Source organism: Patulibacter defluvii, from assembly GCF_034096925.1.
Taxonomy (GTDB): domain Bacteria; phylum Actinomycetota; class Thermoleophilia; order Solirubrobacterales; family Solirubrobacteraceae; genus Patulibacter; species Patulibacter defluvii.
The window spans coordinates 179734-204264 of sequence record NZ_JAWZSQ010000007.1; the positions used below are offsets into that span (position 1 = coordinate 179734).

Annotated in this window: 21 protein-coding genes; 4 read left to right on the forward strand and 17 right to left on the reverse strand. The window is 75.3% G+C overall.

The window, feature by feature from the left end:
- Window positions 1–4: 4 nt before the first annotated feature.
- The 4 genes from SH587_RS09925 to SH587_RS09940 form a co-directional block, all read right to left on the reverse strand.
- Window positions 5–1795 (reverse strand): acyclic terpene utilization AtuA family protein, encoded by a 1791-nt coding sequence (locus tag SH587_RS09925; RefSeq protein ID WP_320670442.1) that lies wholly within the window; start codon window positions 1793–1795, stop codon window positions 5–7.
- Complete coding sequence (locus tag SH587_RS09930; protein ID WP_320670443.1) at window positions 1792–3837, reverse strand: acetyl/propionyl/methylcrotonyl-CoA carboxylase subunit alpha; 2046 nt, start codon at window positions 3835–3837, stop codon at window positions 1792–1794. Before SH587_RS09930 ends, SH587_RS09925 begins: the two co-directional genes overlap by 4 nt.
- On the reverse strand, window positions 3834–5378 hold the full coding sequence (locus tag SH587_RS09935; protein WP_375341751.1) for an acyl-CoA carboxylase subunit beta: 1545 nt from the start codon (window positions 5376–5378) through the stop codon (window positions 3834–3836). The genes SH587_RS09930 and SH587_RS09935 overlap by 4 nt, the downstream gene beginning before the upstream one ends.
- Before the next feature lie 159 nt (window positions 5379–5537).
- Window positions 5538–6773 (reverse strand): PucR family transcriptional regulator, encoded by a 1236-nt coding sequence (locus tag SH587_RS09940; RefSeq protein ID WP_320670445.1) that lies wholly within the window; start codon window positions 6771–6773, stop codon window positions 5538–5540.
- 108 nt (window positions 6774–6881) lie between these two features.
- Between SH587_RS09940 and SH587_RS09945 the strand changes: the two genes are divergently transcribed.
- The 3 genes from SH587_RS09945 (at window position 6882) to SH587_RS09955 (ending at window position 8977) form a co-directional block, all read left to right on the forward strand.
- Window positions 6882–7787, forward strand: a complete 906-nt coding sequence (locus SH587_RS09945) for a beta-keto acid cleavage family enzyme (RefSeq protein ID WP_320670446.1) — start codon at window positions 6882–6884, stop codon at window positions 7785–7787.
- A 67-nt stretch (window positions 7788–7854) separates the two neighbouring features.
- On the forward strand, window positions 7855–8109 hold the full coding sequence (locus SH587_RS09950) for a hypothetical protein (RefSeq protein WP_320670447.1): 255 nt from the start codon (window positions 7855–7857) through the stop codon (window positions 8107–8109).
- A gap of 139 nt (window positions 8110–8248) precedes the next feature.
- Window positions 8249–8977 (forward strand): PadR family transcriptional regulator, encoded by a 729-nt coding sequence (locus SH587_RS09955; RefSeq protein ID WP_320670448.1) that lies wholly within the window; start codon window positions 8249–8251, stop codon window positions 8975–8977.
- A 52-nt stretch (window positions 8978–9029) separates the two neighbouring features.
- Here the strand turns inward: SH587_RS09955 and SH587_RS09960 are convergent, their stop codons facing one another.
- From SH587_RS09960 to SH587_RS09995, 8 genes are all read right to left on the reverse strand, one after another.
- Window positions 9030–9362, reverse strand: coding sequence for a hypothetical protein (locus SH587_RS09960; protein WP_320670449.1), 333 nt, complete (start codon window positions 9360–9362; stop codon window positions 9030–9032).
- Window positions 9363–9396: 34 nt separating this feature from the next.
- Window positions 9397–10488: a trans-sulfuration enzyme family protein gene (locus SH587_RS09965; protein WP_375341752.1), complete on the reverse strand. Its 1092-nt coding sequence runs from the start codon at window positions 10486–10488 to the stop codon at window positions 9397–9399.
- 5 nt (window positions 10489–10493) lie between these two features.
- Window positions 10494–11930 carry a cystathionine beta-synthase gene (locus tag SH587_RS09970; RefSeq protein ID WP_375341747.1) on the reverse strand — a complete coding sequence of 479 codons (1437 nt, stop codon included), beginning with the start codon at window positions 11928–11930 and terminating at the stop codon, window positions 10494–10496.
- A gap of 74 nt (window positions 11931–12004) precedes the next feature.
- Window positions 12005–13612, reverse strand: coding sequence for a cellulase family glycosylhydrolase (locus SH587_RS09975; protein WP_320670452.1), 1608 nt, complete (start codon window positions 13610–13612; stop codon window positions 12005–12007).
- 58 nt (window positions 13613–13670) lie between these two features.
- Window positions 13671–15521, reverse strand: a complete 1851-nt coding sequence (locus SH587_RS09980) for a hypothetical protein (RefSeq protein ID WP_320670453.1) — start codon at window positions 15519–15521, stop codon at window positions 13671–13673.
- A 36-nt stretch (window positions 15522–15557) separates the two neighbouring features.
- Entirely contained in the window at window positions 15558–16925 is a 1368-nt protein-coding gene (locus tag SH587_RS09985) for a HAMP domain-containing sensor histidine kinase (RefSeq protein ID WP_320670454.1), read from the reverse strand.
- 5 nt (window positions 16926–16930) lie between these two features.
- Window positions 16931–17596, reverse strand: coding sequence for a response regulator transcription factor (locus tag SH587_RS09990; RefSeq protein WP_320670486.1), 666 nt, complete (start codon window positions 17594–17596; stop codon window positions 16931–16933).
- A gap of 103 nt (window positions 17597–17699) precedes the next feature.
- The gene (locus SH587_RS09995) at window positions 17700–18191 is read right to left on the reverse strand and encodes a calcium-binding protein (protein ID WP_320670455.1); all 492 of its coding nucleotides are present in this window, start codon (window positions 18189–18191) and stop codon (window positions 17700–17702) included.
- Between the two features lie 243 nt (window positions 18192–18434).
- On the opposite strand from SH587_RS09995, the gene SH587_RS10000 reads away from it, so the two are divergent.
- On the forward strand, window positions 18435–19304 hold the full coding sequence (locus SH587_RS10000; protein WP_320670456.1) for a calcium-binding protein: 870 nt from the start codon (window positions 18435–18437) through the stop codon (window positions 19302–19304).
- 240 nt (window positions 19305–19544) lie between these two features.
- On the opposite strand, the gene sufD is transcribed toward SH587_RS10000, so the two are convergent.
- From sufD to SH587_RS10025, 5 genes are all read right to left on the reverse strand, one after another.
- Complete coding sequence (gene sufD / locus SH587_RS10005; protein ID WP_320670457.1) at window positions 19545–20849, reverse strand: Fe-S cluster assembly protein SufD; 1305 nt, start codon at window positions 20847–20849, stop codon at window positions 19545–19547.
- A 127-nt stretch (window positions 20850–20976) separates the two neighbouring features.
- The gene (gene sufB / locus SH587_RS10010) at window positions 20977–22428 is read right to left on the reverse strand and encodes a Fe-S cluster assembly protein SufB (protein ID WP_320670458.1); all 1452 of its coding nucleotides are present in this window, start codon (window positions 22426–22428) and stop codon (window positions 20977–20979) included.
- Between the two features lie 3 nt (window positions 22429–22431).
- A complete protein-coding gene (locus SH587_RS10015; RefSeq protein ID WP_320670459.1) occupies window positions 22432–22746 on the reverse strand; it encodes a Rieske (2Fe-2S) protein in 315 nt (104 codons plus the stop codon).
- 187 nt (window positions 22747–22933) lie between these two features.
- Window positions 22934–23488: a cysteine dioxygenase gene (locus tag SH587_RS10020; protein ID WP_320670460.1), complete on the reverse strand. Its 555-nt coding sequence runs from the start codon at window positions 23486–23488 to the stop codon at window positions 22934–22936.
- The gene (locus SH587_RS10025; RefSeq protein WP_320670461.1) at window positions 23485–24483 is read right to left on the reverse strand and encodes an amidohydrolase family protein; all 999 of its coding nucleotides are present in this window, start codon (window positions 24481–24483) and stop codon (window positions 23485–23487) included. The genes SH587_RS10020 and SH587_RS10025 overlap by 4 nt, the downstream gene beginning before the upstream one ends.
- Window positions 24484–24531 lie beyond the last annotated feature (48 nt).

The following is a 24531-nucleotide window of genomic DNA, read 5'->3' on the forward strand; positions in this document are numbered from 1 at the left end:
ATGCTCACGGGGTGGTCCTCGCGGTGGTCGATGGAGGGGTCAGCAGCGCCTCGGGCACGTCGACGGGCTGCGCGCGCAGCTGCTCGCCGAGGCCCTTGGCCTGGGGATCGGGCCGGGTCGACGCGGCGACGCCGTCGCCCAGCAGCCCGACGATCACGAAGTTCAGCGCCCGCAGCCCCGGCAGCTCGTGGCGCTCGACCCTCAGCGGGGCCGTCTCGGGCAGCAGCTCGCGCAGCCGCTCGACGGTCAGGAACCCGCGCAGCCAGCGGTGGGCGGCGTCGTCGCGGGCCCAGACGCCGACGTTGGCGTTGCCGCCCTTGTCGCCTGAGCGGGCGCCGACCAGCGTGCCGAGCGGGACCCGGCGGACGGGGCCGTCGGGCGCGGGCGGCAGCGGGTCGGGGTCGGGGTCGGGGTCGGGGGCTGTGGCGGCCGTGGGGTCGGCCGCGGTCGGGGCGACCTCGATCCGGCGCCCGTCCTCCAGCACCACCGCGTGCGGCACCCGCGCCGCGTCGATCAGCGCCGGCCAGTGGACGCCGAAGGGATGGGCGTCGCCCGGCGGCGCCGTCAGGTGGAAGCCGGGGAAGCTGGCCAGCGCCAGCTCGACGATCGCGCCCGAGAACGCCCGCCCGACCCGCCGCCGGTCGCGGTCCTTGACCTGGACCTCGAGCAGCCCGCAGGCCTCGCCGCCGGGTCCGCCGCGGACCACGCGGTCGAGCCGGGTCTCCAGCACCGCCGGCCGCGCGTCGCCGAGCGCCGCCGTCAGCTGCTGCTCGAACAGCCGCGCCTTGGCCTCGACGTCGAGCCCCGGGATCACGACCGTGACCGCGTTGCGATGGCCGCCCTCGTGGTTGACGCAGACCTTCAGCGTCGGCGGCGGCGGCGACCCGTGGACGCCGGCGATCCGGACCCGGTCCGGCCCCTCCTGGGTCAGCCGCAGGCGGTCGAAATGGGTGACGACGTCGGGGTTCAGGTAGGCCGGCCCGCCGATCTCGTAGACCAGCTGGGCGGTCACGCTGTCGACCGAGACGGTCCCGCCGGTGCCCGCGTGCTTGGTGATCACGCTGCTGCCGTCGGCCTCGACCTCGGCGATCGGGAAGCCCGGACGGCGGAGGTCGGCGACCTCGGCGAAGAAGGCCAGGTTGCCGCCGGTCGCCTGGGTGCCGCACTCGATCACGTGGCCGGCGGCGACCGCCCCGGCCAGCCGGTCCCAGTCGTCGCGGGCCCAGCCGAAGCGCCAGGCGGCCGGCCCGACGACCAGCGCCGCGTCGGTCACGCGGCCGCTGATCACGACGTCGGCGCCGGCCCGCAGCGCCTCGGCGATCCCCCAGCCGCCGAGGTAGGCGTTCACGGTCACCGGCTCGCCGTCGAGCGCGGCCAGCGGACGGCCGTCGTCAAGGTGCCGCAGCTCCTCCCCCGCCGCCCGTAGCTCGGGCAGGCGGGCGAGCAGGTCGTCGCCCTCGACGTGGGCGACCGACACCCGCAGCCCCAGCCGCTCGGCCAGCGCCCGCACGTGGCCGGCCATCGCCGCCGGGTCGAGGCCGCCGGCGTTGGCGACCACCTTGATCCCGCGCTCGACGCAGGTCCCGAGCACCTCCTCCAGCTGCCGGAGGAAGGTCGGCACCGTGCCGTCGCCGCGGCCCGCCGCGCGGCCGCGGGCGAGGATGAACATCGTCAGCTCGGCCAGGTACTCGCCGGTCAGGGCGTCGATCGGACCGTCCTCGACCATCTCGCGCGCGGCGGCCAGCCGGTCGCCGTAGAAGCCCGAGCAGTTGGCGATCCGCAGCGGCTCGCTCATCCGCCGTCGTCGCCGTCGACCACCGCCAGCACCTGGCCGCCGTCGACCTGATCGCCGACCGCGACCGGCAGCTCGGCGAGCGTGCCGTCGACCGGGGCGGTGACCTCGTGCTCCATCTTCATCGCCTCCAGCACCACCAGCGGCTGGCCGGCGACGACCGCGTCGCCGGCGCTCGCCAGCACCCGCAGGACGGTGCCGGGCAGCGGCGCGGTCAGCGAGCCGGCCGCGGCCTCGGCGGCGTGGTCGGGGAACCGCGGCCGCTCGCGCAGCGCGACCTGGCCGGCCGCCGTCGCGACCCACAGCGCGTCGGCGCCGGCGAAGGTCGCGAAACGGTGGCGGAGCCCGTCGATCCGCAGCTCGACCGCGTCGGCGGTCGCCGAGACCAGCTCGACCGCCTCGCCGAGCGGCGCCCCGTCGACGGTCAGGGTCGCCAGCCGGCCGCCGCGATCGAGCCGATAGGCGACCGCCAGGCCGTCCTCGCCCGCGCCGTCGGCGTCGTAGACCGCGGCCTGGTCGACCGCCGGCACGTTGCGCCAGCCGCTCGGGGCCAGCGTCCCCGCGCCGGCCGCCGCCCGCCGGGCCGCCTGCCCCGCGAGCGCCGCCGCGGCCGCCGCCCGTCGCAGCGGCTCGCCGTCGACCAGCGGCGCGGCCAGCGCATCGAGCGCCGGGCCGTCGAGCAGCTGGGTGTCGTGGACGGCGGTCGCGAACGGGGTCGACTCGAGCGTCCGCACCAGCAGGTCGCGGGCGGTCCGCGGCCCGGCCAGCTCGGCCCGCCGCAGCGCGTCGGCCAGCCGCCGGATCGCCAGCGCGCGGGTCGGCGCGTGGACGATCACCTTCGCCAGCATCGAGTCGTAGTGGGGCGAGACGACGCTGCCCGGTTCGACGCCGGTATCGACCCGCAGGCCGGTGGTGGCCGCGGTCGGCGCCGGGTCGGCGGTCGCGCCGGCGAAGCCGAACTGCTCGACCAGGCCGGTCTGGGGCAGCCAGCCGGCGGCGGGGTCCTCGGCCACCAGCCGGGCCTCGATCGCGTGGCCGCGGGCGGGCGGGTCGATCGCGGCCGCCGGCAGCGGCTCGCCCTCGGCGATCCGCAGCTGCAGCTCGACCAGGTCGAGCCCGACCACCAGCTCGGTCACCGGGTGCTCGACCTGCAGCCGGGTGTTGACCTCGAGGAAGAAGACCGACCCGTCGGCCGCCAGCACGAACTCGACGGTGCCGGCGCTGACGTAGCCGAGCGCCCCCGCCGCCTTGCGCGCGGCGTCGGCCAGCGCGGCGCGGACGTCGTCGCCGATCGCCGGCGCCGGCGACTCCTCGATCAGCTTCTGGTGGCGGCGCTGGATCGAGCAGTCGCGCTCGGGCAGCGCGCTGACGGTGCCGTGGACGTCGCCGAGGATCTGGACCTCGACGTGGCGCGGGCGGGTGACGTAGCGCTCCAGGAAGACCGTGCCGTCGCCGAAGGCCGCGGCCGCCTCGTGGCGCGCGGCGGCGACCGCGTCGACCAGCCCGGCCGGCTCCTCGACCAGCCGCATCCCGCGACCGCCGCCGCCGGCCGACGCCTTCACCAGCAGCGGGAAGCCGATCGCGGCCGCCTGCTCGGCGAGCGCGTCCTCCGCCACCCGCTCGTCGATCCGGCCGCCGGGCAGCACCGGCACGCCGGCGGCCTCCATCAGCTCGCGGGCCCGCAGCTTCGAGCCCACCGCCTCGATCGTCTGCGGGGTCGGGCCGATCCAGCGGAGGCCGGCGGCGGCGACCGCGGCCGCGAAGCCGGCGTCCTCGGAGAGGAAGCCGTAGCCGGGGTGGATCGCGTCGGCGCCGGCCGCGCGGGCGGCGGCGATGATCGCGTCGGCCCGCAGGTAGGACTCGGCCGGGGCGGCGCCGCCGAGCGCGACGGCCAGGTCGGCCTCGCGCACGAACGGCGCGTCGCCGTCGGGCTCGCTGTGGACGGCGACCGTCTCGATCCCCAGCCGCCGGCAGGTGGCGAAGATCCGGCGGGCGATCTCGCCCCGGTTGGCCACCAGCAGGCGGCGGATCGGCGCGGCGCTCACGGACGGAACACCCCGAAGCCCTCGGCCCCGCGGACCTCGGCCGAGTGGCAGGCGGAGAGGGCCAGCCCGACCACCGTCCTCGTGTCCCGCGGGTCGATGATCCCGTCGTCGTAGCCGCGGCCGGAGGTCATCAGCGCCACCTGCTCGGAGGAGATCTTGTCGCGGACCATCTGCTGGATCGCCGCGTCCTGCTCCTCGTCGTAGTCGCGGCCCTTGGCCTGCGCGGCCTGGCGGGCGACGATCGAGAGCACCCCGGCCAGCTGCTCGGGGCCCATCACCGACGAGATCGCCGACGGCCACGAGAAGAGGAACCGCGGCTGGTACGCGCGGCCGCTCATCGCGTAGTTGGCCGCCCCGTACGAGGCTCCGACGATCACCCCGACGTGGGGCACGGTCGAGTTCGAGACGGCGTTGATGAACTGCGCGCCGTGCTTGATGATCCCGCCCTGCTCGTAGTCCCTGCCGACCATGAAGCCGGTCGTGTTGTGGACGAACAGCAGCGGCACGTCCTTCTGGTTCGCCAGCTGGATGAACTGGGTCGCCTTCTGCGCCTCCTCGCTGAAGAGCACGCCGCGGACGTTGGCCAGGATCCCGACCGGGAAGCCGTGGACCTCGGCCCAGCCGGTCGAGAGCGCGGTCCCGTAGTGGGGCTTGAACTCGTCGTAGGCCGAGCCGTCGACGATCCGGGCCAGGATCTCGCGGGTGTCGAACGGCACCTTCAGGTCGGCCGAGACGATCCCCAGCAGCTGCTCCGGGTCGTGGAGCGGCGGCCGCACGGCGGCGGCGGGCGTCCGCGGACCGGGCCCGCGCTTGCGCCAGTTCAGCCGCCGGACGATGTCGCGGCCGATCCGCAGCGCGTCCGGCTCGTCCTCGGCCAGCTCGTCGGAGAGGCCGGAGACGCGCGAGTGCATCTCGGCCCCGCCCAGCTCCTCGTCGCCGGAGACCTCGCCGGTCGCCATCTTCACCAGCGGCGGACCGCCGAGGAAGACCTTCGCCTGGTCCTTGACGAAGACCGTGTAGTCGCACATCCCGGGGATGTAGGCGCCGCCGGCGGTCGAGTTGCCGAAGACGATCGCGATCGTCGGGATCCCCGCCGCCGAGAGCCGCGTCAGGTCGCGGAACATCTGGCCGCCGGGGATGAAGATCTCCAGCTGGGTCGGCAGGTCGGCGCCGCCCGACTCGACCAGGCTGATCAGCGGCAGCCGGTTCTCGCGCGCGATCTCGCTGGCGCGCAGGACCTTGCGGAGCGTGAACGGGTTCGACGCGCCGCCGCGGACCGTCGGGTCGTTGGCAGTGATCATGCACTCGACGCCCTCGACGACCCCGATCCCGGTCACGACGCTGCCGCCGACCTGGAAGTCGCTGCCGTGGCCGATGAACGGCTGCAGCTCGAGGAACGGGCTGTCGCGGTCGAGCAGCAGCTCGATCCGCTCGCGGGCCAGCAGCTTGCCGCGCTGGCGGTGGCGATCGAGGTACTTCTCGCCCCCGCCTCCGCGGACCTGGTCGAGAACCTGCTCCAGCTCGTCGAGCTGGGCGGTCATCGCCTGCTGGTTGGCGGCGTAGGCGTCCGAGCGGGGGTCGATGGCGGTCGCGGGCGGGGTCACGGCGGCTCCGGGGTCGGTCGTCGGGACCCTAGATCGGGGGCCGACGACCGTCCTGTGCGACCTCCACAGTCCTTCGCCGCGGGCTGTGCAGGGCGCTCAGCCGCCGCCGAGCCCGTCGCGGATCAACAGCGCGGCCTGCAGCTCCATCCGCCGGTGGTCGATCGTCCGCCCGAGCGCCGTCTCGCACTGGCGCAGGCGGTTGCCGACGGTGTTCGGGTGGACCCCCAGCCGCTCGGCGGTGCGGGCGACGTGGGCGCCCTCGCGCAGGAACGTGGCCAGCGTCGCCCGCAGCCGGGCCGTGGCGTCGTCGTCGGCGTCCAGCTCGCCCAGCTCGCGGCGGGCGAAGCGGGCGGCCAGCTCGGCGTCGACGGCCAGCAGCCCGAGCAGCCCGGAGCGCTGCCAGCGGGTGGTCGCTCCCGGACGGCGGCCGGCCACGACCGCCACCCGGCGGGCGGCGACCGCCTCCTCGTGGCTGTGGCGGAAGCCGTCGACGCCGCTGGCCGGCTCGCCGAGCGCGACGCTGACCCGGTCGCCGCGGAGCGCCGTCGCCGCCGGCCCGGCCGGCTCGTGGTCGGCCGCCGGCCCCGGCGTGGCCCACATCCACAGCACCCGGTGGCCGACCGGCACCAGCAGCGGTCGCGGGTCGCCGAGCGCGACCGCGACCTCGGCCGCCGCCCGCTCCAGCCGCGCCGGGGCGCCGGCGGCGTCCTCGCCGGTGGCCGTCCAGAGCACCGCGCCGACGTGGCGCCCGGCCAGCTCGCGGCCGAGCGTCCGCCCGGCCGCGGCCGGATCGACCGGCTGGCCGTCGAGCAGGTCGCGGACGGTCGCCGCGCGGCGGGCGGCGGCGCTCCGCGACCAGCGCTCGCGCTCGGCGTGGTACTCCTCGACCACCCGCCCGGTGACGGCGTCCATGAAGCCGAACAGCTTCTCCGCCGCCCGGTCGCGCAGCGCCAGCCGGGTGTCGGGATCGTCGGCCTGGTCGTCGACGGCGTCGGTCCACAGCCGCCACATCACCCCGTGGCCGACCCGGTAGGTGCGCAGCAGGACCGGCAGCTCGACCCCGCGGCGGACGTACATCCGGGCGTGCTCCAGCGTCTGCTCGGGGACCACCAGCGCCTCCGGCTCGGTCCCGCGGAGGACGGCGCGGGCGATCGCCGAGATCAGCTCGCGGACGCCGGCGGTGCTCTGCCCGGTGACGGCCAGCGCCGCCGGCAGGTCGGGGACGCCGGCGTGGATCTCGGCGGCGGTCCGGGGCGCCAGCTCGGCGGCGGCCTGCTCCAGGAAGGCGGCGGCCGAGCGGATGGCCTCGTCGACCTGGGCGGCGTCGGGCACGGCTCCAGCCTAGCCGGTCGCTGGGGAGGTCCCACAACCGTCCCCGGTGCGACTGTGGAGCCGAGCCGCAGCCGTCGCGCGCGACCGGTCGTATCGTCGGCAGCACCGATGAGCCTCGATCATCCCGCCATCCTCACCTGCTCGATCTCGGGCTCGATCGCCAACCGCGACCAGTGCCCGGCGATCCCCTACACGCCGGCCGAGTACGCCGCCGAGGCGCGCCGGATCGTCGACGAGGGCGGGGTCCACATCCACATCCACGCCCGCACACCGGAGGGCCATCCGAGCTACGAGATCGAGGACTTCGCCGCGATCAGCGAGGCGATCCGGGGCGAGGTCGGCGACGCGGCGATCGTCAACTTCTCGACCGGCACGATCGGGGTCTCGGTCGAGAAGCGGATCGCCTACCTGGAGGCCTGCCGGCCCGAGGTCGCCGCGCTCAACATGGGCTCGATGAACTACGCCAAGTACTCGGAGCGGCGGAAGGCGTTCGTCTTCTCGACGATCTTCCCCAATCCGTTCGACGAGATCGTCGCGCTGCTGGAGGCGATGCGACGGCTGGGGATCAAGCCCGAGCACGAGTGCTTCGACGTCGGCCACGTCGGCAGCCTGGCGCCGCTGATCGACATGGGGCTGCTCGACGGGCCGCTGCACGCCGACTTCGTGATGGGCGTCGTCGGCGGGATCCCGCCGACCGCCCGCAACCTGGCGACGATGGCCGACAACCTGGCCGAGGTCGGGGCCGCCCTACCGGTCCCCGACGGCGGCGAGCACCACTGGGGCGTGATCGGGATCTCGCGCGTGCAGTGGCCGATGCTGGCCGCGGCGCTCTCGCTCGGCGGCTCGATCCGGGTCGGGCTGGAGGACAACTTCTACCTGCCCGACGGCACGATGGCGCGCTCGAACGGCGACCTGATCGCCAAGGGCCGGCAGATGATCGAGGACGCGGGCCGCCGGCCCGCCACCGTCGAGGAGGCCCGCGCGGCCCTCGGCGTGCCGCCGCGCGGCGCCTGACCCCGGGGGTCGCCGTTCCCCCCGCGGGGCGATGGTAGCCGGGCCCGCCGTGGCCCAGGCTGACCGCATGCCCAGCGCCCCGCTCGCCGCCCCGCGGCCCCGCTCCTCCGGACCATCCGCGGCCGAGCGCCGCGCGATCGCCGTCGCCGTCGTGGCGACGCTGCTGCTGCTCCTCGGCCTCGCCGCCCGCCGCGCCGAGGCGGCCGGCAGCGGGGTCCTCGATCCGCGCCTGACTGGCCTGCTGGTCGACCTGCTGCCGGTGGCCGTCGCCGCCGTGGCGATCGGCCTGCTGGCCACGCTCCTCGCCCACCGCCGCGCGTAGCCCCCGCCCCGCCTGTGACGTTCCGGTCGCTGACCGACCGGAACGTCGCGGGCGGCGAGGCGTCGGCGGCCAGTCGCTTGACGAACGATCGCTACCGATATATCGTCGCCATATCGAAAGCGATCGAAAGGAGTGCCACATGACGGCACACGCACACCACTGGGGCCGCCCCTGCGGCCCCCACCCCCGAGCGGCCGAGCCGTTCGGCGACCCGCGGTGGCTGGAGCTCCTGAGCGCGATGACCAGCGGCCGCGGCCCCGGTCGGCGCGGCGGTCCCGGGCGCCACGGGCGCGGCCCGCGCGGCGGACCGCCCGGCTTCCCGGGCTTCCCCGGCGGTCCCGGCGGCCCGCCGTTCCCCGGCGGACCCCGCGGCCGCGGCCCGCGGGCCGGACGCGGTGACGTCCGCGCCGCCCTGCTGCTCGTGCTCGAGGAGCAGGAGACGGCCAACGGCTACCAGCTGATGCAGGAGATCGAGGAGCGCAGCCACGGTGCGTGGCGGCCGAGCCCCGGCTCGGTCTACCCCTCGCTCCAGCAGCTGGAGGACGAGGGCCTGGTCCAGGGCGAGCAGCGCGGCAACGGCCGCTTCTTCGCGCTGACCGACGCGGGCAAGGCCCACGTCGAGGAGCACCGCGAGCGGCTCGGCCAGCCGTGGGAGGCCGCGGCCGGCGGGATCAGCGACCAGGCCTGGAAGGTCGGCTCGCTGATGCGGGAGGTCGGCTTCGCCGCCTTCCAGGTGACCCAGGCCGGCAGCCCCGCCCAGCAGGCCGAGGCCGCCGAGGTCCTGACCGAGACCCGCCGACGGCTCTACCGGATCCTCGCCGACGGCGACGGTGACGAGGCCGACCCCGAGGCCCCGGCGGAGGCCTGACCCGGCCAGACCGGGGCGCGTTTGGCACCCATGCGGTGCGAAGCGCGCCCCGCTACGCCTCGGCGGCGGTGACGGCCAGCGCGGCCGCGGCCAGCGGCGCCCACGCGTCGGCGGCGGCGGCGCTGACCAGCCAGTCCTTCATCGGCCGGCCCCGGCCGGAGGGATCGAACGGCCCGCCCTCCCCCGCGGCGATCCGGCGCTCGACCTCGTCGGCGCCCAGCCGCACCACCAGCGCGTCGCCGAAGAGCCCGGCGAAGACCTTCGTCCCGAGCTTCGCCGCCCGCATCCCGAACAGCGCGCCCGCGACCGCGCCGGCGTCGGCGAGGTCGGCCACGAGCGCCTCGAAGGCGGCGACGGCGGTCGGCGAGCTGGCGGGCTTCGGCACGCCCGCCAGCATACGGCCGCCCGCTCCCGCCGCCTCAGCCGGCGATCGCCTGCGCCAGGTCGGCGATCAGGTCGGCCGGATCCTCGACGCCGCAGCTCAGCCGCACCAGGTCGGCGGGCACGGCGGCGTCCGAGCCCTCGACCGACTGGTGGGTCATCGCCTGCGGCACCTCGATCAGCGACTCGACCCCGCCGAGCGACTCGGCGAGCGAGAAGATCCGGGTCGAGGAGGCGATCCGGACCGCGTCCGGGTGGCGGAACGAGACCATCCCGCCGAAGCCCGGCCAGCGGACGTCGGCCACCCCCTCGACCCCGGCCAGGAACTCGCTGACCGCGCGGCCGTTCTCGTCGTGCTGGCGGACCCGCAGGTGCAGGGTCCGCAGCCCGCGGTGGAGCAGGAAGCAGTCGAACGGGCCCGGCACCGCGCCGATCGCGTTCTGGACGTGGCGGACCGCCGCGTACAGCGGCTCGTCGCGCACCACCACCGCGCCGCCGACGACGTCGGAGTGGCCGCCCAGGTACTTCGTGGTCGAGTGGACGACCGCGTCGGCGCCCAGCTCCAGCGGCCGCTGGTGGATCGGCGTCGCGAAGGTGTTGTCGACCACCACCAGCGGATCGGCGTCGGCGTCCCGCACCAGCGCGACCACCCCCGGCACGTCGACGACGTTGAGGCTCGGGTTGGTCGGCGTCTCGACCCAGACCAGCGCCGTCTCGGGCCGGATCGCCGCGGCGACCGCCTCCAGGTCGCGCTGGTCGACCAGGTCGTAGCGCAGCCCCCAGCGGGTCAGGACGCTGTCGACCAGCCGGTAGGTGCCGCCGTAGAGGTCGTTCGGCAGCACCACGTGGGCCCCGGCCCGGGCGACCGCGGTGATCAGCGCGTGCTCGGCGGCGAGGCCGCTGGAGAAGGTCGTCGCCCGGCCGCCCTCGAGCTGGCCGATCGCGTTCTCGAGCGCGGTCCGGGTCGGGTTGGCCGAACGCGAGTAGTCGAACTCGCCGACGAACTGGCCCGGCGCCGGCTGGACGTAGGTCGAGGTCTGGTGGATCGGCGGGACGATCGAGCCGTAGGTCGGGTCGGGATCGAGGCCGGCGTGGACGGTGCGGGTGGCGATCCGCGCGTCGTCGGGCACCCGGCTCACGAGCGCACCACCAGCGACTCGAGCAGGTCGGAGCGGGTCACGAGCCCGGCCAGCCGCCCGTCGGCGATCACCGCCAGCGCCTGCCGGTCCTGGTCGCCGGTCAGGATCTCGACCGCCTCGCGGACCGGGTCGTCGGCGGCGACGGCGGGGAACGGCGGCTCCATCACGTCGCCGATCTCGGCGTCGAGCACGCCCGGGTCGGCGGCCGCCCGCCGCAGCAGCCCGCGCTCGCCGATCGAGCCGACGACCGCCTGCTCGTCGTGCGGCGAGACCACCGGCAGCTGCGAGACGTCGTGCTCGTGGAGCAGCGCGATCGCCTGCCGCACCCGGTGGGTCGGCCGGACCGAGACCAGCTGCGGAACCCCGCCCTCGGCCTCCTTGTTGCGCAGCACGTCGCCGACGGTCCGCTCGGGCGGCCGGTCGAGGAAGCCGTGCTCGCGCATCCAGGTGTCGTTGTAGATCTTCGACAGATAGGAGCGGCCGCCGTCGGGCAGGATCACCACCACCAGCGCGTTCGGGTCCTCGATCTCGCTCGCGACCTGGAGCGCGGCGACGACCGCCATCCCGGCCGAGCCGCCGGAGAGGATCCCCTCGGCCTCGGACAGCTTGCGGGCCATCAGGAACGACTGCTTGTCGGTGACGGTCACGTAGCGGTCGACCACCGACGGGTCGAAGGTCGCCGGCCAGAAGTCCTCGCCGACGCCCTCGGTCAGGTAGGGCCGGACCTCCTTCGAGGAGTAGATCGAGCCCTCGGGGTCGGCGCCGATGATCTGGATCTCGGGATTCTGCTGCTTCAGGAACCGCCCGAGCCCGGTGATCGTGCCGCCGGTGCCGACGCCGGCGACCAGGTGCGTGATCCGGCCGCCGGTCTGGCGCCACAGCTCGGGACCGGTCCACTCCTGGTGCGTCTGCGGGTTGGCGGGGTTCTGGTACTGGTTCGGCTGGAAGGCGCCGGGGATCTCCTCGGTCAGGCGGTCGGCGACCCGGTAGTACGAGCGCGGCGAGTCGGGCGCGACGTCGGTCGGGGTGACGATCACCTCGGCCCCGTAGGCGCGCAGGAGGTCGATCTTCTCCTGGCTCATCTTGTCCGGCATCACCGTCACGACCCGGTAGCCCTTGATCCGGGCCGCGATCGCCAGCCCGGCGCCGGTGTTGCCCGAGGTCGGCTCGACGATCGTCCCCCCGGGCCGCAGCAGGCCCGCCCGCTCGGCCGCCTCGATCATCCGCAGCGCCGGGCGGTCCTTGATCGAGCCGCCGGGGTTGAGCGCCTCGATCTTCGCCACCAGCTGCGGGGTCAGGCCCGCGCCGATCCGCGAGAGCCGGACCAGCGGGGTCTCGCCGATCGCGTCGAGGATCGAGTCGTGGATGACGGGCGCGGCGGCGCCGGCCACCTTTTCAGGAGAATCCTGATCGGAAATCGGGACCTGGGACATACCCCTACTGTACGCCCTTCGCGATCGCTGGTGCGGTCGTGGTCCACGAACCTGACCATGACGCTTTGGAGGGGCTACGGCGCCAGCCGCAGCAGGTGGCGTCCGGCGCCCACGCGGACCCGCAGCCGACGGCCCCCGAGCGACGTCCCCGGCAGCGTCGCCGCGGCCCGCACGATCTCGACCCCGTCGGCCGCGCGGCCGTCGACCGTCAGGCTCGGCGCCGCCCCGCGGGCCGCCGCCGCCCCGGTCGCCGCGCCGGTCCACAGCTCGACGGTGCCGGCGCCCGCGGTGCGCACCGTCAGCTCGTCGTCGTCCGCCTCCTGGGCCAGCACCCGCGGCTCGGCGGCCACCAGCCGCGGGCGGCCGAGGTCGAGCGCGATCCGGCTGCCCGGCCGTAGCCCGCCGTCGGCGGCCAGCACGCCCCAGCCGTAGTCCTTGGTCGGGTGCTGCTTCCAGACCCAGACCACGCCGCCGGTCAGATGGCGGTCCTGGAGCCCGAGCTGCCAGCGGCGGTAGGCCTCCCACGGGCCGCCGCCGGCGCCCGGGAACTCGCCCGGGACCAGGGCCGCGCCGAAGGCCGCCGCCTGCTGGCGGGCCTCGTCGTAGGCGGCGCCGAGCCGCCCCTCGCTGCCGGCGTCGACGTCGCCGCCGAAGACGTCGGTGTAGAGGTGCGGCGCGAACACCAGCTGGCCGTCGCCGCCGGCGAAGCGGGCCGCCGCCGGTCCGAACGGCTCGAACCAGATCGGGCCGCGGTAGCCGTCGCGCCGCAGCCGCGCCACCAGCCGCGCGTAGAAGGGGAACAGCCGCTCCTCGGCCCAGCTCGGCGGCCAGGCCGGATCGGGGCTGACCGGCTCGTTGTAGAGCTCGATCCCCGCGAACGCCGGGCCGAGCCGGCGGCCGGTCGCGGTGGCGGCGGCGACCGCGTCGGCGTAGGCCTGCTGGAGCGGCCGGCCGCCGACGGTCCGGTCGTCCCAGAACGCCTGCGCCGCGGCGGCCGCGCAGGGGGTCGTGTAGTAGCGGCCGTGGCCCTGGAGGCTGCCGATCAGCGACGAGCAGGAGGCGCCGCCGGTGTCGACCGCCCAGGCCGGCGCGCCGTCGGCCTCGACGTACGACGGCTGGCCGAGGTTGGCCGCGTAGCGGTCGTGGTGCATGTCGAGCAGCACGTAGATCCCGCGGTCGGCGAAGACCCGCGCGGCCCGCTCGACCTCGGCCAGGTAGCCACGGTCGATCACCTGCGGCTGCGGCTGGATCCGCGACCACGAGATCGCCAGCCGGACGACGTTCAGCCCCAGCGCCCGGGCCTGGACGCCGTCGGCGGCGGTCACCGGCACCGTGCCGTGGGCGCCGCCGTAGTCGACCAGCGCCGCCACGTTGGCCCCGCGCAGGATCACCCGCCGGCCGTCGGCGGTCAGCAGCGCCCGGTCGCCGTTGGCCGACGGCCCGACCCGCAGCGCCTCGGCCGGCCCGATCGTGCCCGGGGCGGCGGGGCGGTCGGCGGCCGTGGTGGTCAGGTAGCGGTCGTCGATCGCCACCCGCTTCGGGCCGAGCTTCAGCGCCGGCGTCCAGCGGTCGCGGCGGGCGGCGTCGGCCGACGCCGGGACGGTCAGGGCGAGCAGCAGCCCGACCGTCGCCCACGGCAACGGACGACGACCGCGGGCACGGCGAAGACGGGGAGCGACCACCGGGGAATCGTTCCAGACGCCCCCGCCCGCATCGACCGTCCGTCCAGCCGCCGCCGGCTCAGCCGACCCGCACGCGGAGGTCGATCGCGCGGCCGCGGGCCAGCTTCACGATCGCCACCCGCCGGACGGTCGGGTCGAGCGGATCGCGGGCGACCGGGGCGACCGACACCGAGGCCCGCTCGGGGATCCGCACCTGCCAGCTGCTGCCCTCGGCCGGCCGGATCCGCAGGACCGTGGTGCTGCCGCGGTGGACCTCGACGTTCGCGTTGCCGCCGATCGGGATCCGCCAGCGCCGTTCGGCCGCGCGCCGCAGCCGGCCGGCGATCGTCCAGCCGGCGTCCTCGAACCGGTAGCGGACGGTGGCCGAGGCGCTGCCGCGGGTGACCGTCGCCCGCAGCGTCCGGCGGCCGGCGAGCGGACCGCTGCCCGCCCGCGCCCGCAGCCGGACCTTGGTGCTGGCCTCGGTCGCGCCGGCCAGCCGCAGCGCGCCCGCCTGCAGGTCGAAGCCCGAGCGGCGACCGCCGAGGCCGCCGATCGCGCGGCCGCCGGCGTCGATCAGCCGCGTCGGCAGCGCGCCGGCGGTCAGGTCGCGCGACCAGCCGACGACCGAGGTCGAGTAGCGCGAGGTGGTGACGGCGTAGCGCGGCTGGTCGCGGTCGAAGCTGGCCGCGGCGGCCGGGGTCGCGTCGCGGCCGCAGTCGGCGACCGCCCGCAGCAGTCGCAGCGAGCCGAGCGCCTGGTCGCTGCCGCTGGCCCGGAAGCGGGTCGAGGCGTTGTAGAGCGTCTTCGGCAGCACCCCGCGGGCGTCGGCCAGCTCCAGGTAGCGGGTCCGGACCCGGCCGCAGAGGGCGGCGACGCGACGGCGGTCGGAGGCGGGCAGGAAGCCACCGGGCATCATCCCGATCGCCTGCAGCTCGACCGCCGCCCAGCCCCAGTACTGGGTCAGGTAGCGGCGCTCGGCGCCCCAGCCGGTGTCCCAGTTGAGCGTCCCGTCGTTGCCGAACGAGCCCCAGATCACCCGCCGCATCCAGCGCCGGTAGAGCGTCCGCTCGCCGCCCCGCAGCTTCATCCCGGCCCGCAGCGCCTGCGGCAGGTACTGGGCGCCGGCGAGCGCGATCAGGCTGTACTCGGGGGTGTCCATCCGGTTCAGCCGGTTGGCCTGGTCCTCGGGCGAGTAGCGGTAGCCGGCGTCGCGGGTCAGCAGCCGCGGCAGCAGCCGTCGCTGGGTGTCGAGCGCGCGGCGGTAGTCGCGCACGAACGCCCGCACGTCGCCGTCGACCAGCCGCTTCGCCCACAGCATCTCGGCCGTCCACAGCAGCTGGCCGATCCGCACCTGGTCGGGGGCGAACATCCGGTGGCGGGCGACCCGCAGGACCGCCCGCCGGACGCGACTGGCGAGGGTCGCCGGCAGCCGCAGCTGCTCGCGGGCGACGTAGGCCTCGGCCAGCGCCAGCGAGACCTCCGGGTCGATCGCGATGTGCTGGGCGGCGTTGCGGCTGCTGCCGCCGCGGCCGGCCGCCTGGGTGAACCCGGGCCGGTGCGTTTGGTCGGGGTTGCGCCGGTCGTAGCGGGTGTAGGGCCCGTCGACGAAGGCCGGTCGCTGGGTCAGCGTGTCGACCAGCTCGGCCACCCGCCGGCGGTCGGCGTAGCTGGCCGGAACGACGCCGGGACCGTCGACGACCGCCCGCACGTGCAGCCGCAGCATCAGGCTGTTGAGCCGGGTCCGCGGGGGGCCCGGCAGCCCGCGGTAGGCGAAGGCGCTGTCGCTCCAGCGGTCGAGCATCGTCGCGTAGAGCGGTGGCTCCGGTGGCGGCTCGTCGGCCGCCGCGGCCGGCCCTGATCCGAGCAGCGCGACGGCGACCCCGACCGTCGCGGCACGGTTGATTCGACGACGACCCGTTCCCCACACGGGCGCGAGCGTAGCCGCTGGCGTCCGCGCCGCGCGTCACCCGCCGCCGTCGAAGCGGACGCTGAAGCGGGCGCCGCCGATCGAGGCGTCGTCGATCGTGACGGTGGCGCGGTGGTGGCGGACCTGCTGCGCCACCAGCGCCAGGCCGAGCCCCGACCCCGGCCGGTCGACCGCCCGCCCGCGCGCGAACGGCTCGAAGATCCGGCCCCGCTCCTCCTCGGGGATCCCCGGCCCATCGTCGGCCACGACCAGCAGCGGACCGTCGGCCCCCGACGGCGGGCTGACGGCCAACCGCACCTCGCCGTCGTCGCGGCCGTGGCGGGCCGCGTTCTCCAGCAGGTTGTCGACGATCGAGCGCAGGCCCGGCTCCCAGCCGCGGACGACCACCGCCTCGTCCGGCAGCCGCGTGACCAGCCGCACCTGCGGGTGGCGATCGCCGAAGCGGCGGGCCGCCTCGGCCGCGACCGCGGCCAGGTCGACGTCGCTGTCCTCGACCGGGTTCGCGTCGCCGCGGGCCAGCGCCTGGAGGCCGTCGAGCAGCGCCACCAGCCGCCGCTGCTCGGCGAGCGCGTCGGCGACGATCGCCTGCCGCGTGGCCGGGTCGACGTCGGGGTGGCGGTCGATCGCCGAGAGCGTGGCCTGGACCGCGGTCAGCGGCGTCCGCAGCTCGTGGCCGGCGTCGGCGGCGAAGCGGCGGGTGGCGGCCAGCGCCTGGTTGCGCTCGCGGGCCGAGCGCCCCAGCCGCTCCAGCATCGCGTTGAACGATCCGGCCAGCGAGCGCAGCTCGGCCGGCCCGTCGACCGGCACCCGCCGCTCGAGGTCGTCGTCGCCGGCGATCCCGTGGGTGGCGGCCCGCAGCCGCCGCAGCGGCCGCAGCACGACGTCGGTGGCGAACCAGGTGCCGAGCCCGGCGAGCGCCAGCATCGCGACCCCGATCAGCAGCAGCCGCCGCTCCAGCGACGCCTGCCGGCGGTCGAGCGGCCGCATGTCGCTCGACGCCTCGACCCGGGTGTCGATCCCGTCGCGGCGGTAGAGCTTGGCGTAGGTCCGCAGCATCCGGCGGCCGACGCGGCGGCTGGAGAAGCCGAGCGGCGCCGGCGGGGTGCCCTTCGGCAGCGGCACGCCGGCGACCGGGCGGAAGCTGCCGACCTGGATCACCAGCGAGCTGCCGGTCGCGAGCAGCACCCGGTTCAGCCGCTCGTCGTTGTTGACGCTCTCCTCGGTGATGTTCTCGCTGACGACGGTGTCGGCCAGCTCGGCCGTCCGCTGCAGCCGGTCGTCGAGGTTGTCGTGCTCCGAGCGGTCGTTCCCACGCGCGACCACCGCGCCGCCGATCGCCAGCACGACGGCCAGCACGGCGACGACGCCGAAGGTCAGCCGGCTGCGCAGGTTGCCGAGGATCACGGACGTCAGGGTCGCAGGACGAACCCGACGCCGCGAACCGTGTGCAGGACCCGGGCGCCGCCCTCGGCCTCGAGCTTGCGGCGGACGTAGCCGACGAAGACGTCGGCGATGTTGGTCCCGGGGTCGAAGTCGTAGCCCCAGACGTCGGCGTGCAGCCGCGCCCGGTCGAGCACCTCGCCGGGATGGCGGAGGAACAGCTGCAGCAGCGCGAACTCGCGCTGGGTCAGGCCCAGGTCGCGACCGCCGCGGGTGGCGACGTGGGTGGTCGGGTCGAGCTCGATGTCGCCGACCACCAGCCGCTGGCCGTCGCCGGGCGGCCGCCGGCGGAGCAGCGCGTGGAGCCGCGCGGCGACCTCCTCGAGCGCGAACGGCTTGACCACGTAGTCGTCGGCCCCGGCCTGCAGGCCGGTGACGCGGTCGTCGACCTCGTCGCGGGCGGAGAGCACGCAGACCGGCACGTCCTCGCCCTCGGCGCGGAGCCGGCGCAGGACCTCGAGCCCGTCGAGGTCGGGCATCGTCAGGTCGAGCAGCATCGCCGCCGGCCGCACCCGCGGGACCGCCTCGAGCGCCGCCCGGCCGCCCGACGCCGGCACGACCGAGAACCCCTCCAGCTCGAGCCCGACGGCGAGCGTCCGCCGGATCGCCGCGTCGTCGTCGACGAGCAGGATCAGCGGCCGGCCCTCGGCGGTGCCGGGGGCGTGGCCGTTGGCCGGCGCGGAGGGGGGCGGCGGAGCGGTGATGGCGGCGGCGGGTCGACGGTGGTCGCGGGCCAGCCTAGCGGCGGGGCTTGAGGATCCGCTCGCAGTCGCGGGCGACGATGTCGCCGCGGTCGGCGGTGACGGTGTCGCGGCCGCCGCCGCAGGTGACGCGGTCGACCTCGCCGTCGCGGGCGTAGATGACGTCGTTGCCGCCGCCGGCGCTGATCGTGTCGCGGCCGGGTCCGCCGACGATCCGGTCGGCCCCGGCGCCGCCGATCAGGATGTCGTTGCCGGCGCCGCCGTCGAGCAGGTCGCCGCCGCCGTCGCCGAAGATCGTGTCGTTGCCGGCGTCGCCGTAGAGCCGGTCCGCCCCGCCGCGGCCGCGGATCGTGTCGTTGCCGCCGTTGCCGTGGATCACGTCCGCGCGGCCGGTGCCGAGCAGGGTGTCGTTGCCGGGGCCGCCGTTGCGGTTGGCCGCCGGCGCGACGGCGACGACCAGCAGCGCCACCAGCAGCGCGACGAGGACGGTGGCGAGGAGCCGTGAGGGGGTGCGGAGCGAAGCGATCATGGGCGTCGGCCGATCGAGGGGGCGCGGAGAGCCCGGGCGGGCCCGCGGTCCGGCCGACGATCGGCACGGTCGGTCGGACGCCGCTGCATCGTCGCACCTGCCCCGCCGACGCGTGCCGGTTCGTCGGCGATCTCTCACGCCGTTCTCACGAACGGTGAGGGGTTGGTGAGAAGCGCCCCATGGCGGCGGCCCGGTCGGCGATAACCGTGGTCGTCCACCGACCGACTCCCGAGGAGCCACCGGATGATCCCCACTACCCCACGCCGCGCGACCGCGCTGGCCGTCGCCGCCCTGGCGATCCTGCCCGCCACGGCGCTGGCGGCGACGATCGACGGGACCCCCCGCGGCGAGCGGCTGGTCGGCACCAACAGCGCCGACCGGATCGACGGGCGGCAGGGCAACGACCGGATCTTCGGTCGCGGCGGCGCCGACACGCTGATCGGCGGCCCCGGCGCCGACCGCGTCTTCGGCGGCCCGGGCAACGACCAGATCCACGGCGTCTCCGGCGACGACTGGCTGAACGGCGGGTCGGGCGACGACACGGTGGTCGGCGACGGCAACGGCGTCGGCGACCGCTTCTCGCGCGATCGGATCTACGGCGCGGCCGGCAACGACACCCTCCGCGGCGGCGACGCGGCCGACCGGATCTACGGCGGCAGCGGCAACGACGTGGTCGACGGCCAGCTCGGCCCCGACCGGATCGCGGGCGGGCTCGGCGACGACCAGCTCCAGGGCGGCGCCGGCAACGACGTGATCTTCGCCAACCGCGGCCAGGACACGGTCTCCGGCGGCGAGGGCAACGACCGGCTCTGGGCGATGGCCCGCAAGGACGTCCAGCCGGGCCCGAACGGCGCGCCGGACCAGGTCGGCGACACGCTCGACGGCGGTCCCGGCAACGACCAGATCCGGACCCGCGACGGCGAGGTCGACCGGATCACCTGCGGCGACGGTCAGGACAAGGCGTTCCTCGACCTGGTCGACGTGATCGTCGACGCGACGGCCGCGAACCCGAACGGGTCGTGCGAGGTCGTCCAGCGCCGGGCTCCCTCCCCCAAGGAGTCGGCGAGCGAGGACGCCCAGGAGTCGCCGAAGAGCGAGAAGGTCACGCAGTAGCTACGGCTCGGCGCGCGCGGTCCCCCCGTCGCGCGCGCCGTCGCGTCGCGGCTGGCTCCCGCTTCCCGGTGTCCCCCCGCACCGGGGAGCGGGAGCGAGCCGCGACGCGCTCCCGGTCCCGGCCGCTCCCCCACCGGGCCGGACCGGGAGCCGTCCCGCTCCCCGCGCGCCCGCGAAACGCACGACGGGCCGGCAGATCCGCCGGCCCGTCGTCGTACGTGGAGGCGTTGTCCGCGGCGGTTAGCCGAGGACGGTCTCGAGCCGCCGCTGGAGGACGTCGGCCAGTGCCTCGCGGACCGGGCCCTCCTCGAAGCGGGTCACCAGCTCGGCCAGGAAGCCCTCGATCACCAGCCGCTTGGCGCGGCCCTCGGGGAGCCCGTGCGAGCGCAGGTAGAAGAGCTGCTCGGGGTCGATCTGGGCGATCGCCGCGGCGTGGGTGCAGCGGACGTCGTTGGCGGCGATCTCCAGGCCGGGGATCGCGTCGGCGTGGGCCTTGCGGCCGAGCAGCAGGTTGCGCGACTCCTGGAATGCGTCGGTCTGCTGGCCCGCCTCGTCGACCTTGATCATGCCCCGCCAGACCGTCGAGGACTTCTCGGCGAGGACGCCGCGGAAGGCCAGGTCGGAGGTGGTGTTGGGGGCCATGTGGGTCTGCAGCGTGTCGAAGTCGAGGTGCTGCTTGCCGTGGGTGGCGTAGCCGCCGGTGACGCGGCCGTGGGCGCCGGGCCCGTCGAGCGACGTCTCCTGGAAGACCTTGCCCTTGGCCGAGCCGAGCCCGAGGGTGATCCAGTCGATCCAGCCGTCGCGGTCGATGGTGGCCCGCTGGGCGCCGAAGATCCAGGTCTTCTCGGAGAGGTCCTGGACGTCGACGAAGCGCAGCCGGGCGTTGGCGCCGACGTGGATCTCGACGACGCCGTTGACCAGCGCCTCCAGCTCGGGCGAGGTCGAGACGGCCTGCGACCAGATCTCGGCCTCGGCGCCCTCCTCGAGCACGATCAGCGTCCGCGGCGACAGCGCGCGACCGGCCTGGGCCTGGATCAGCGTCAGCAGGACCGGTGCCTCCAGGTGGGTGCCGCGCGGGACGTGGACGAAGAACCCGCCGCGCCACTCGCTGTCGTTGCGGGCGGTGAAGGGCGTGCGCTGGGTCTCGATCCGGCCCAGGTAGGGCTCGACCAGATCGGGGTGGCGCTCGGCGGCGATGTCGAGCGGCAGCACCAGCGGCCCCTCGGAATCGGCCTCCGGGGTCTCGCCGCCGAAGGTCTGATCGTCGATCTGGGTGATCTTGACCGTGCCCGCGGGCAGGTGGTCGAAGACGGCCGGCGCGGCCCCGAAGGCGATCGCGTCCTCGTCGGCCGAGACCGGCTCCGGCGCCGGGAAGGCGGCCAGGTCCAGCTCGGGGATCTCGGTGAACTCCCACCCCGGCACGTCGCGGAAGCGCGGCAGCTCGAGGGTCGCCAGCTCTTGGCGCGCGGCGTCGCGGCGCGCGGCCAGCCAGGTGGGATCGGGGGTCGTGGTCGTGGTCATGAAGCAGTCCGGGAAGGGAGTCACGCCGAGATCGAGCCCGCAAGGCAGCTCGTCTGGCCGAAGGATCGTCGTGCCTGGGAAGGACGCAGGAAGCGACGTGGCCGCCAGGCCACGAGCGCCCGAGGACGCCCCCAGGCGCGGCGAGACGAGGTCAGCCGATGCTGCCTTCCATCTGGAGTTCGATCAGCCGGTTCATCTCGACCGCGTACTCCATCGGCAGCTCCTTGACGATCGGCTCGATGAAGCCGTTGACGATCAGCTTCGCCGCCTCGTCCTCCGGCAGGCCGTGCGACTGGAGGTAGAAGAGCTGCTCCTCGCCGACCTTCGAGACGGTCGCCTCGTGGCCGATGTCGACCTGGTCCTCGTCGATCCGGATCGTCGGCCAGGTGTCGGTCTTCGAGCGCTCGTCGAGCAGCAGCGCGTCGCAGACGACCTTCGACTTCGAGCCGACCGCGCCCTTGCCGACCTCGAGCAGGCCGCGGTACGACGAGCGCCCGCCGTCCTTCGAGATCGACTTGGCGAAGATGTTCGAGGTGGTGTTGGGCGCCGCGTGGACGATCTTGGCGCCGGCGTCCTGGTGCTGGCCGTTGCCGGCGAAGGCGATCGAGAGCACCTCGCCGTGGGCCCGCTCGCCCATCAGGTAGACGGCGGGGTACTTCATCGTCAGCTTCGAGCCGAGGTTGCAGTCGACCCACTCGACGGTGGCGTCCTGCTGCGCGATCGCCCGCTTGGTGACGAGGTTGAAGACGTTCTGCGACCAGTTCTGGACGGTCGTGTAGCGGATCCGCGCGCCCGGCTTGGCGATCAGCTCGACCACGGCCGAGTGCAGCGACGAGCTGGAGTACGTCGGGGCGGTGCAGCCCTCGACGTAGTGCACGTACGAGCCCTCGTCGGCGATGATCAGCGTCCGCTCGAACTGGCCCATGTTCTCGGTGTTGATCCGGAAGTAGGCCTGCAGCGGCATCTCGACGTGGACGCCCGGCGGCACGTAGACGAACGAGCCGCCCGACCAGACCGAGCTGTTGAGCGCGGCGAGCTTGTTGTCGTTGGGCGGGATCACCGTCGCGAAGTACTCGCGCACGAGGTCCTCGTGCTCGCGCAGCGCGGTGTCCATGTCGAGGAAGATCACGCCCTGCTTCTCGAGCTCCTCGTTCACCTGGTGGTAGACGACCTCGGACTCGTACTGGGCGCCGACGCCGGCGAGGAACTTCCGCTCCGCCTCGGGGATCCCGAGCCGGTCGAAGGTGTTCTTGACGTCCTCCGGGACCTCGTCCCAGGTGCGCGAGGCCTTCTCCGACGCGCGGACGAAGTAGTGGATGTCGTCGTAGTCGACCTCGGCCAGCATCGGGCTGCCCCAGGTCGGCTGGGGACGGGCCTCGAAGTGCTCCAGCGACTTGAGCCGGAACTCCCGCATCCACTGCGGCTCGTCCTTGAACTCCGAGATCTTCTCGACGATCTCGCGGTTGATGCCCTTCGGCGCCTTGTAGAGGTAGTTCTCGGCGTCGTGGAAGCCGTACTTCGCCGTGTAGTCGGCGTTCAGGTCCTTGAGGGCCGCCTCCTCCTCGTTGAGCAGGCTGGCGGAGGTCTCCGGGGGCGTGGGCATGCGTCAGTCCACCTCGAGCTTGATGGTGTCCCCGTCGACGACGACGGGAAAGGTGTCGACCGGCTCGAAGGCCGGCAGGGTCAGCGGGCGGCCGCTGCGGAGGTCCCAGAGCGCCCCGTGGCGGGGGCACTCGATGGTGCAGGCGGTGACGTCGAGCGACCCCTCGGAGAGGTCGCCGTCGTCGTGGCTGCAGCGGTCCTCCATCGCCAGCAGCTCGCCACCGCAGTTGACCACCACGATCTCCACGTCGTCGTGCTCCAGCGTCATCCGCTCCCCGTCGGGGAGGGCGGACAGTGGGCAGACGTCGATCAGGGGCACGGAGGGGGCGGGTCGGGTCACGGGCCTCGGTCGTCGCGGCGGAGGACGTCCGTCCGCAAGTCCGATGCCTGTAGGCGGAATTGTATCGTCCCCGCGACCCGGACCGCCGGCCCACTTTTGAGGGACTTCAAATAGGGAGCCCTAACTCCCCGTCCCCGCCGGGGGTTTCCGGCGGTCCCCGGCCCGGCTAGCGGGAACGGACCGGGGCGAGCCCGTCGTCGCCCTGCTGCGGATGGCGCAGCAGGCGACCGTCGTCGGCGATCTCGTAGGCCCCCATCCGCCGCAGCGGCGGCGAGTAGGCGTGGATCGAGACCGCCGGCGCGCCGCCCGGGTGGTGGACCCGGTGGATCTCGGCCGGCTCGATCGTGGTGCCGCCGCCGACGTCGAGCCGGCGGACGATCGGCTCGCCACGGGCGGTCAGCCGCTCGTCGACGATCGCGCCCTCGGCGACCGCGACGCCGGCGTTCGAGTGCTCGTGGTCGTGGAAGCCGGTGTCGTGGCCGGCGCTCCAGCAGATCAGCCAGACCGTCACGTCGTCGTCCTCGTGCAGCAGCGCGTAGTGGCGCCGCTCGGGGTCGTGCTGGACCAGCGACGACCACCGCTCCGGCCGGGCCGCGATCGCCGCCGCGAAGCCCTGCAGCTCGTCGGGCGCCAGGCCGCCGGCGCGCGGGAGCAGGTCGCCGAGCCCCGCCGGCCGCTCCTCCTCGCGGATCGGCGTGGACGCGGCGACGGCGGTGGTCATGCGGCCTCCTGGGCGGCGGACGGAGCGGTCAGGGTCAGCGCGGGGCGCTCGGGCGCGGCGGCCGCGGCCTGCGGCTCGCCGAGCAGCTGGGCGGCGGCGACGGTCGCCAGCCGCTGCGGGTCGAGCCCGGCGACGGCCGGCACGTGCTGCTGGCGCGGGTCGACGACCGGTCGGTCGCTGCCGAAGGCCAGGCGGTCGGTACCGACGGCCTGGGCCGCGGCGGCCAGCGCCCGCGGGCCGAAGGACGAGGTCTCGTAGGCGATCCGCGACGAGCGGGCCAGCTCGACCGGGCCGCCGCGGGCGGCCAGCCGCTCCAGCAGCAGCGGGCCGCCGCCGGCGAGGGCGGCGAAGGCCACCCGCAGCGTCGGGTGCTGGTCGGCGCCGCGATCGAGCCAGGTCGACCAGGCGCGCAGCAGCTGCCCCGGGTAGTCGGCCAGCGCCGGCCACCAGGCGGCGGGCGCCGGACCCTCGGCGCCCGCCGCCGGTGCGCCCGGGTGGACGAAGAGCGGCCGGTCGGCGCGCGCCAGCTCCTCGAGCACGGGACCGAACCGCTCCAGCGCGGCGGCGTCGGCGAACGCGGCCGCCGGCAGCGCCAGCCCGATCGCGCCCCGCCGCAGCGCCGAGCGCAGGTCGGCCGGCCGCGGATCGCCACTGGCGACGGCGGCCCAGACCCCGAACGGCGCCCCGAGCGCGAGCGCCGCGTCCTGCCAGGAGGCCAGCAGCCGCCGCTCCTCCTCCGCGGGCAGGGCGTCGAGGCCCAGCGCCAGCGGCGGCACCAGCAGCGCGCGGTCGATCGCCGCCGCGAAGAGCCCGCCGGCGCGGCGGTCGAGGTCGATCTCGCCCTCGCCGATCGGGTACGGCGGCTCGCCGGGCAGCAGCAGCGTCCAGCGACCCTCGGCCTCGCGGACCGTCCGCGGCCCCTCGCTGCGGGCCGAGAGCGCCGCCAGGAACGGCTCCGGCCAGGCGTGCTGGTGGAGGTCGGTGGCGACGGGCATGACCCGGAAACTATCAAATCCGGTCGGATTTAGGGAATTAGAGTCCGG

Excerpts from the sequence above, each read along its gene's own strand:
- SH587_RS10025 (WP_320670461.1), bottom strand. The coding sequence starts at position 24,483 with ATGCCCGTCGCCACCGACCTCCACCAGCACGCCTGGCCGGAGCCGTTC.
- SH587_RS09945 (WP_320670446.1), top strand. The coding sequence starts at position 6,882 with ATGAGCCTCGATCATCCCGCCATCCTCACCTGCTCGATCTCGGGCTCG.
- SH587_RS10020 (WP_320670460.1), bottom strand. The coding sequence starts at position 23,488 with ATGACCACCGCCGTCGCCGCGTCCACGCCGATCCGCGAGGAGGAGCGG.
- sufB (WP_320670458.1), bottom strand. The coding sequence starts at position 22,428 with ATGCCCACGCCCCCGGAGACCTCCGCCAGCCTGCTCAACGAGGAGGAG.
- SH587_RS09995 (WP_320670455.1), bottom strand. The coding sequence starts at position 18,191 with ATGATCGCTTCGCTCCGCACCCCCTCACGGCTCCTCGCCACCGTCCTC.
- SH587_RS09935 (WP_375341751.1), bottom strand. The coding sequence starts at position 5,378 with ATGACCGCCCAGCTCGACGAGCTGGAGCAGGTTCTCGACCAGGTCCGC.
- SH587_RS09955 (WP_320670448.1), top strand. The coding sequence starts at position 8,249 with ATGACGGCACACGCACACCACTGGGGCCGCCCCTGCGGCCCCCACCCC.
- SH587_RS10000 (WP_320670456.1), top strand. The coding sequence starts at position 18,435 with ATGATCCCCACTACCCCACGCCGCGCGACCGCGCTGGCCGTCGCCGCC.
- SH587_RS09950 (WP_320670447.1), top strand. The coding sequence starts at position 7,855 with ATGCCCAGCGCCCCGCTCGCCGCCCCGCGGCCCCGCTCCTCCGGACCA.
- SH587_RS09925 (WP_320670442.1), bottom strand. The coding sequence starts at position 1,795 with ATGAGCGAGCCGCTGCGGATCGCCAACTGCTCGGGCTTCTACGGCGAC.
- SH587_RS09970 (WP_375341747.1), bottom strand. The coding sequence starts at position 11,930 with ATGTCCCAGGTCCCGATTTCCGATCAGGATTCTCCTGAAAAGGTGGCC.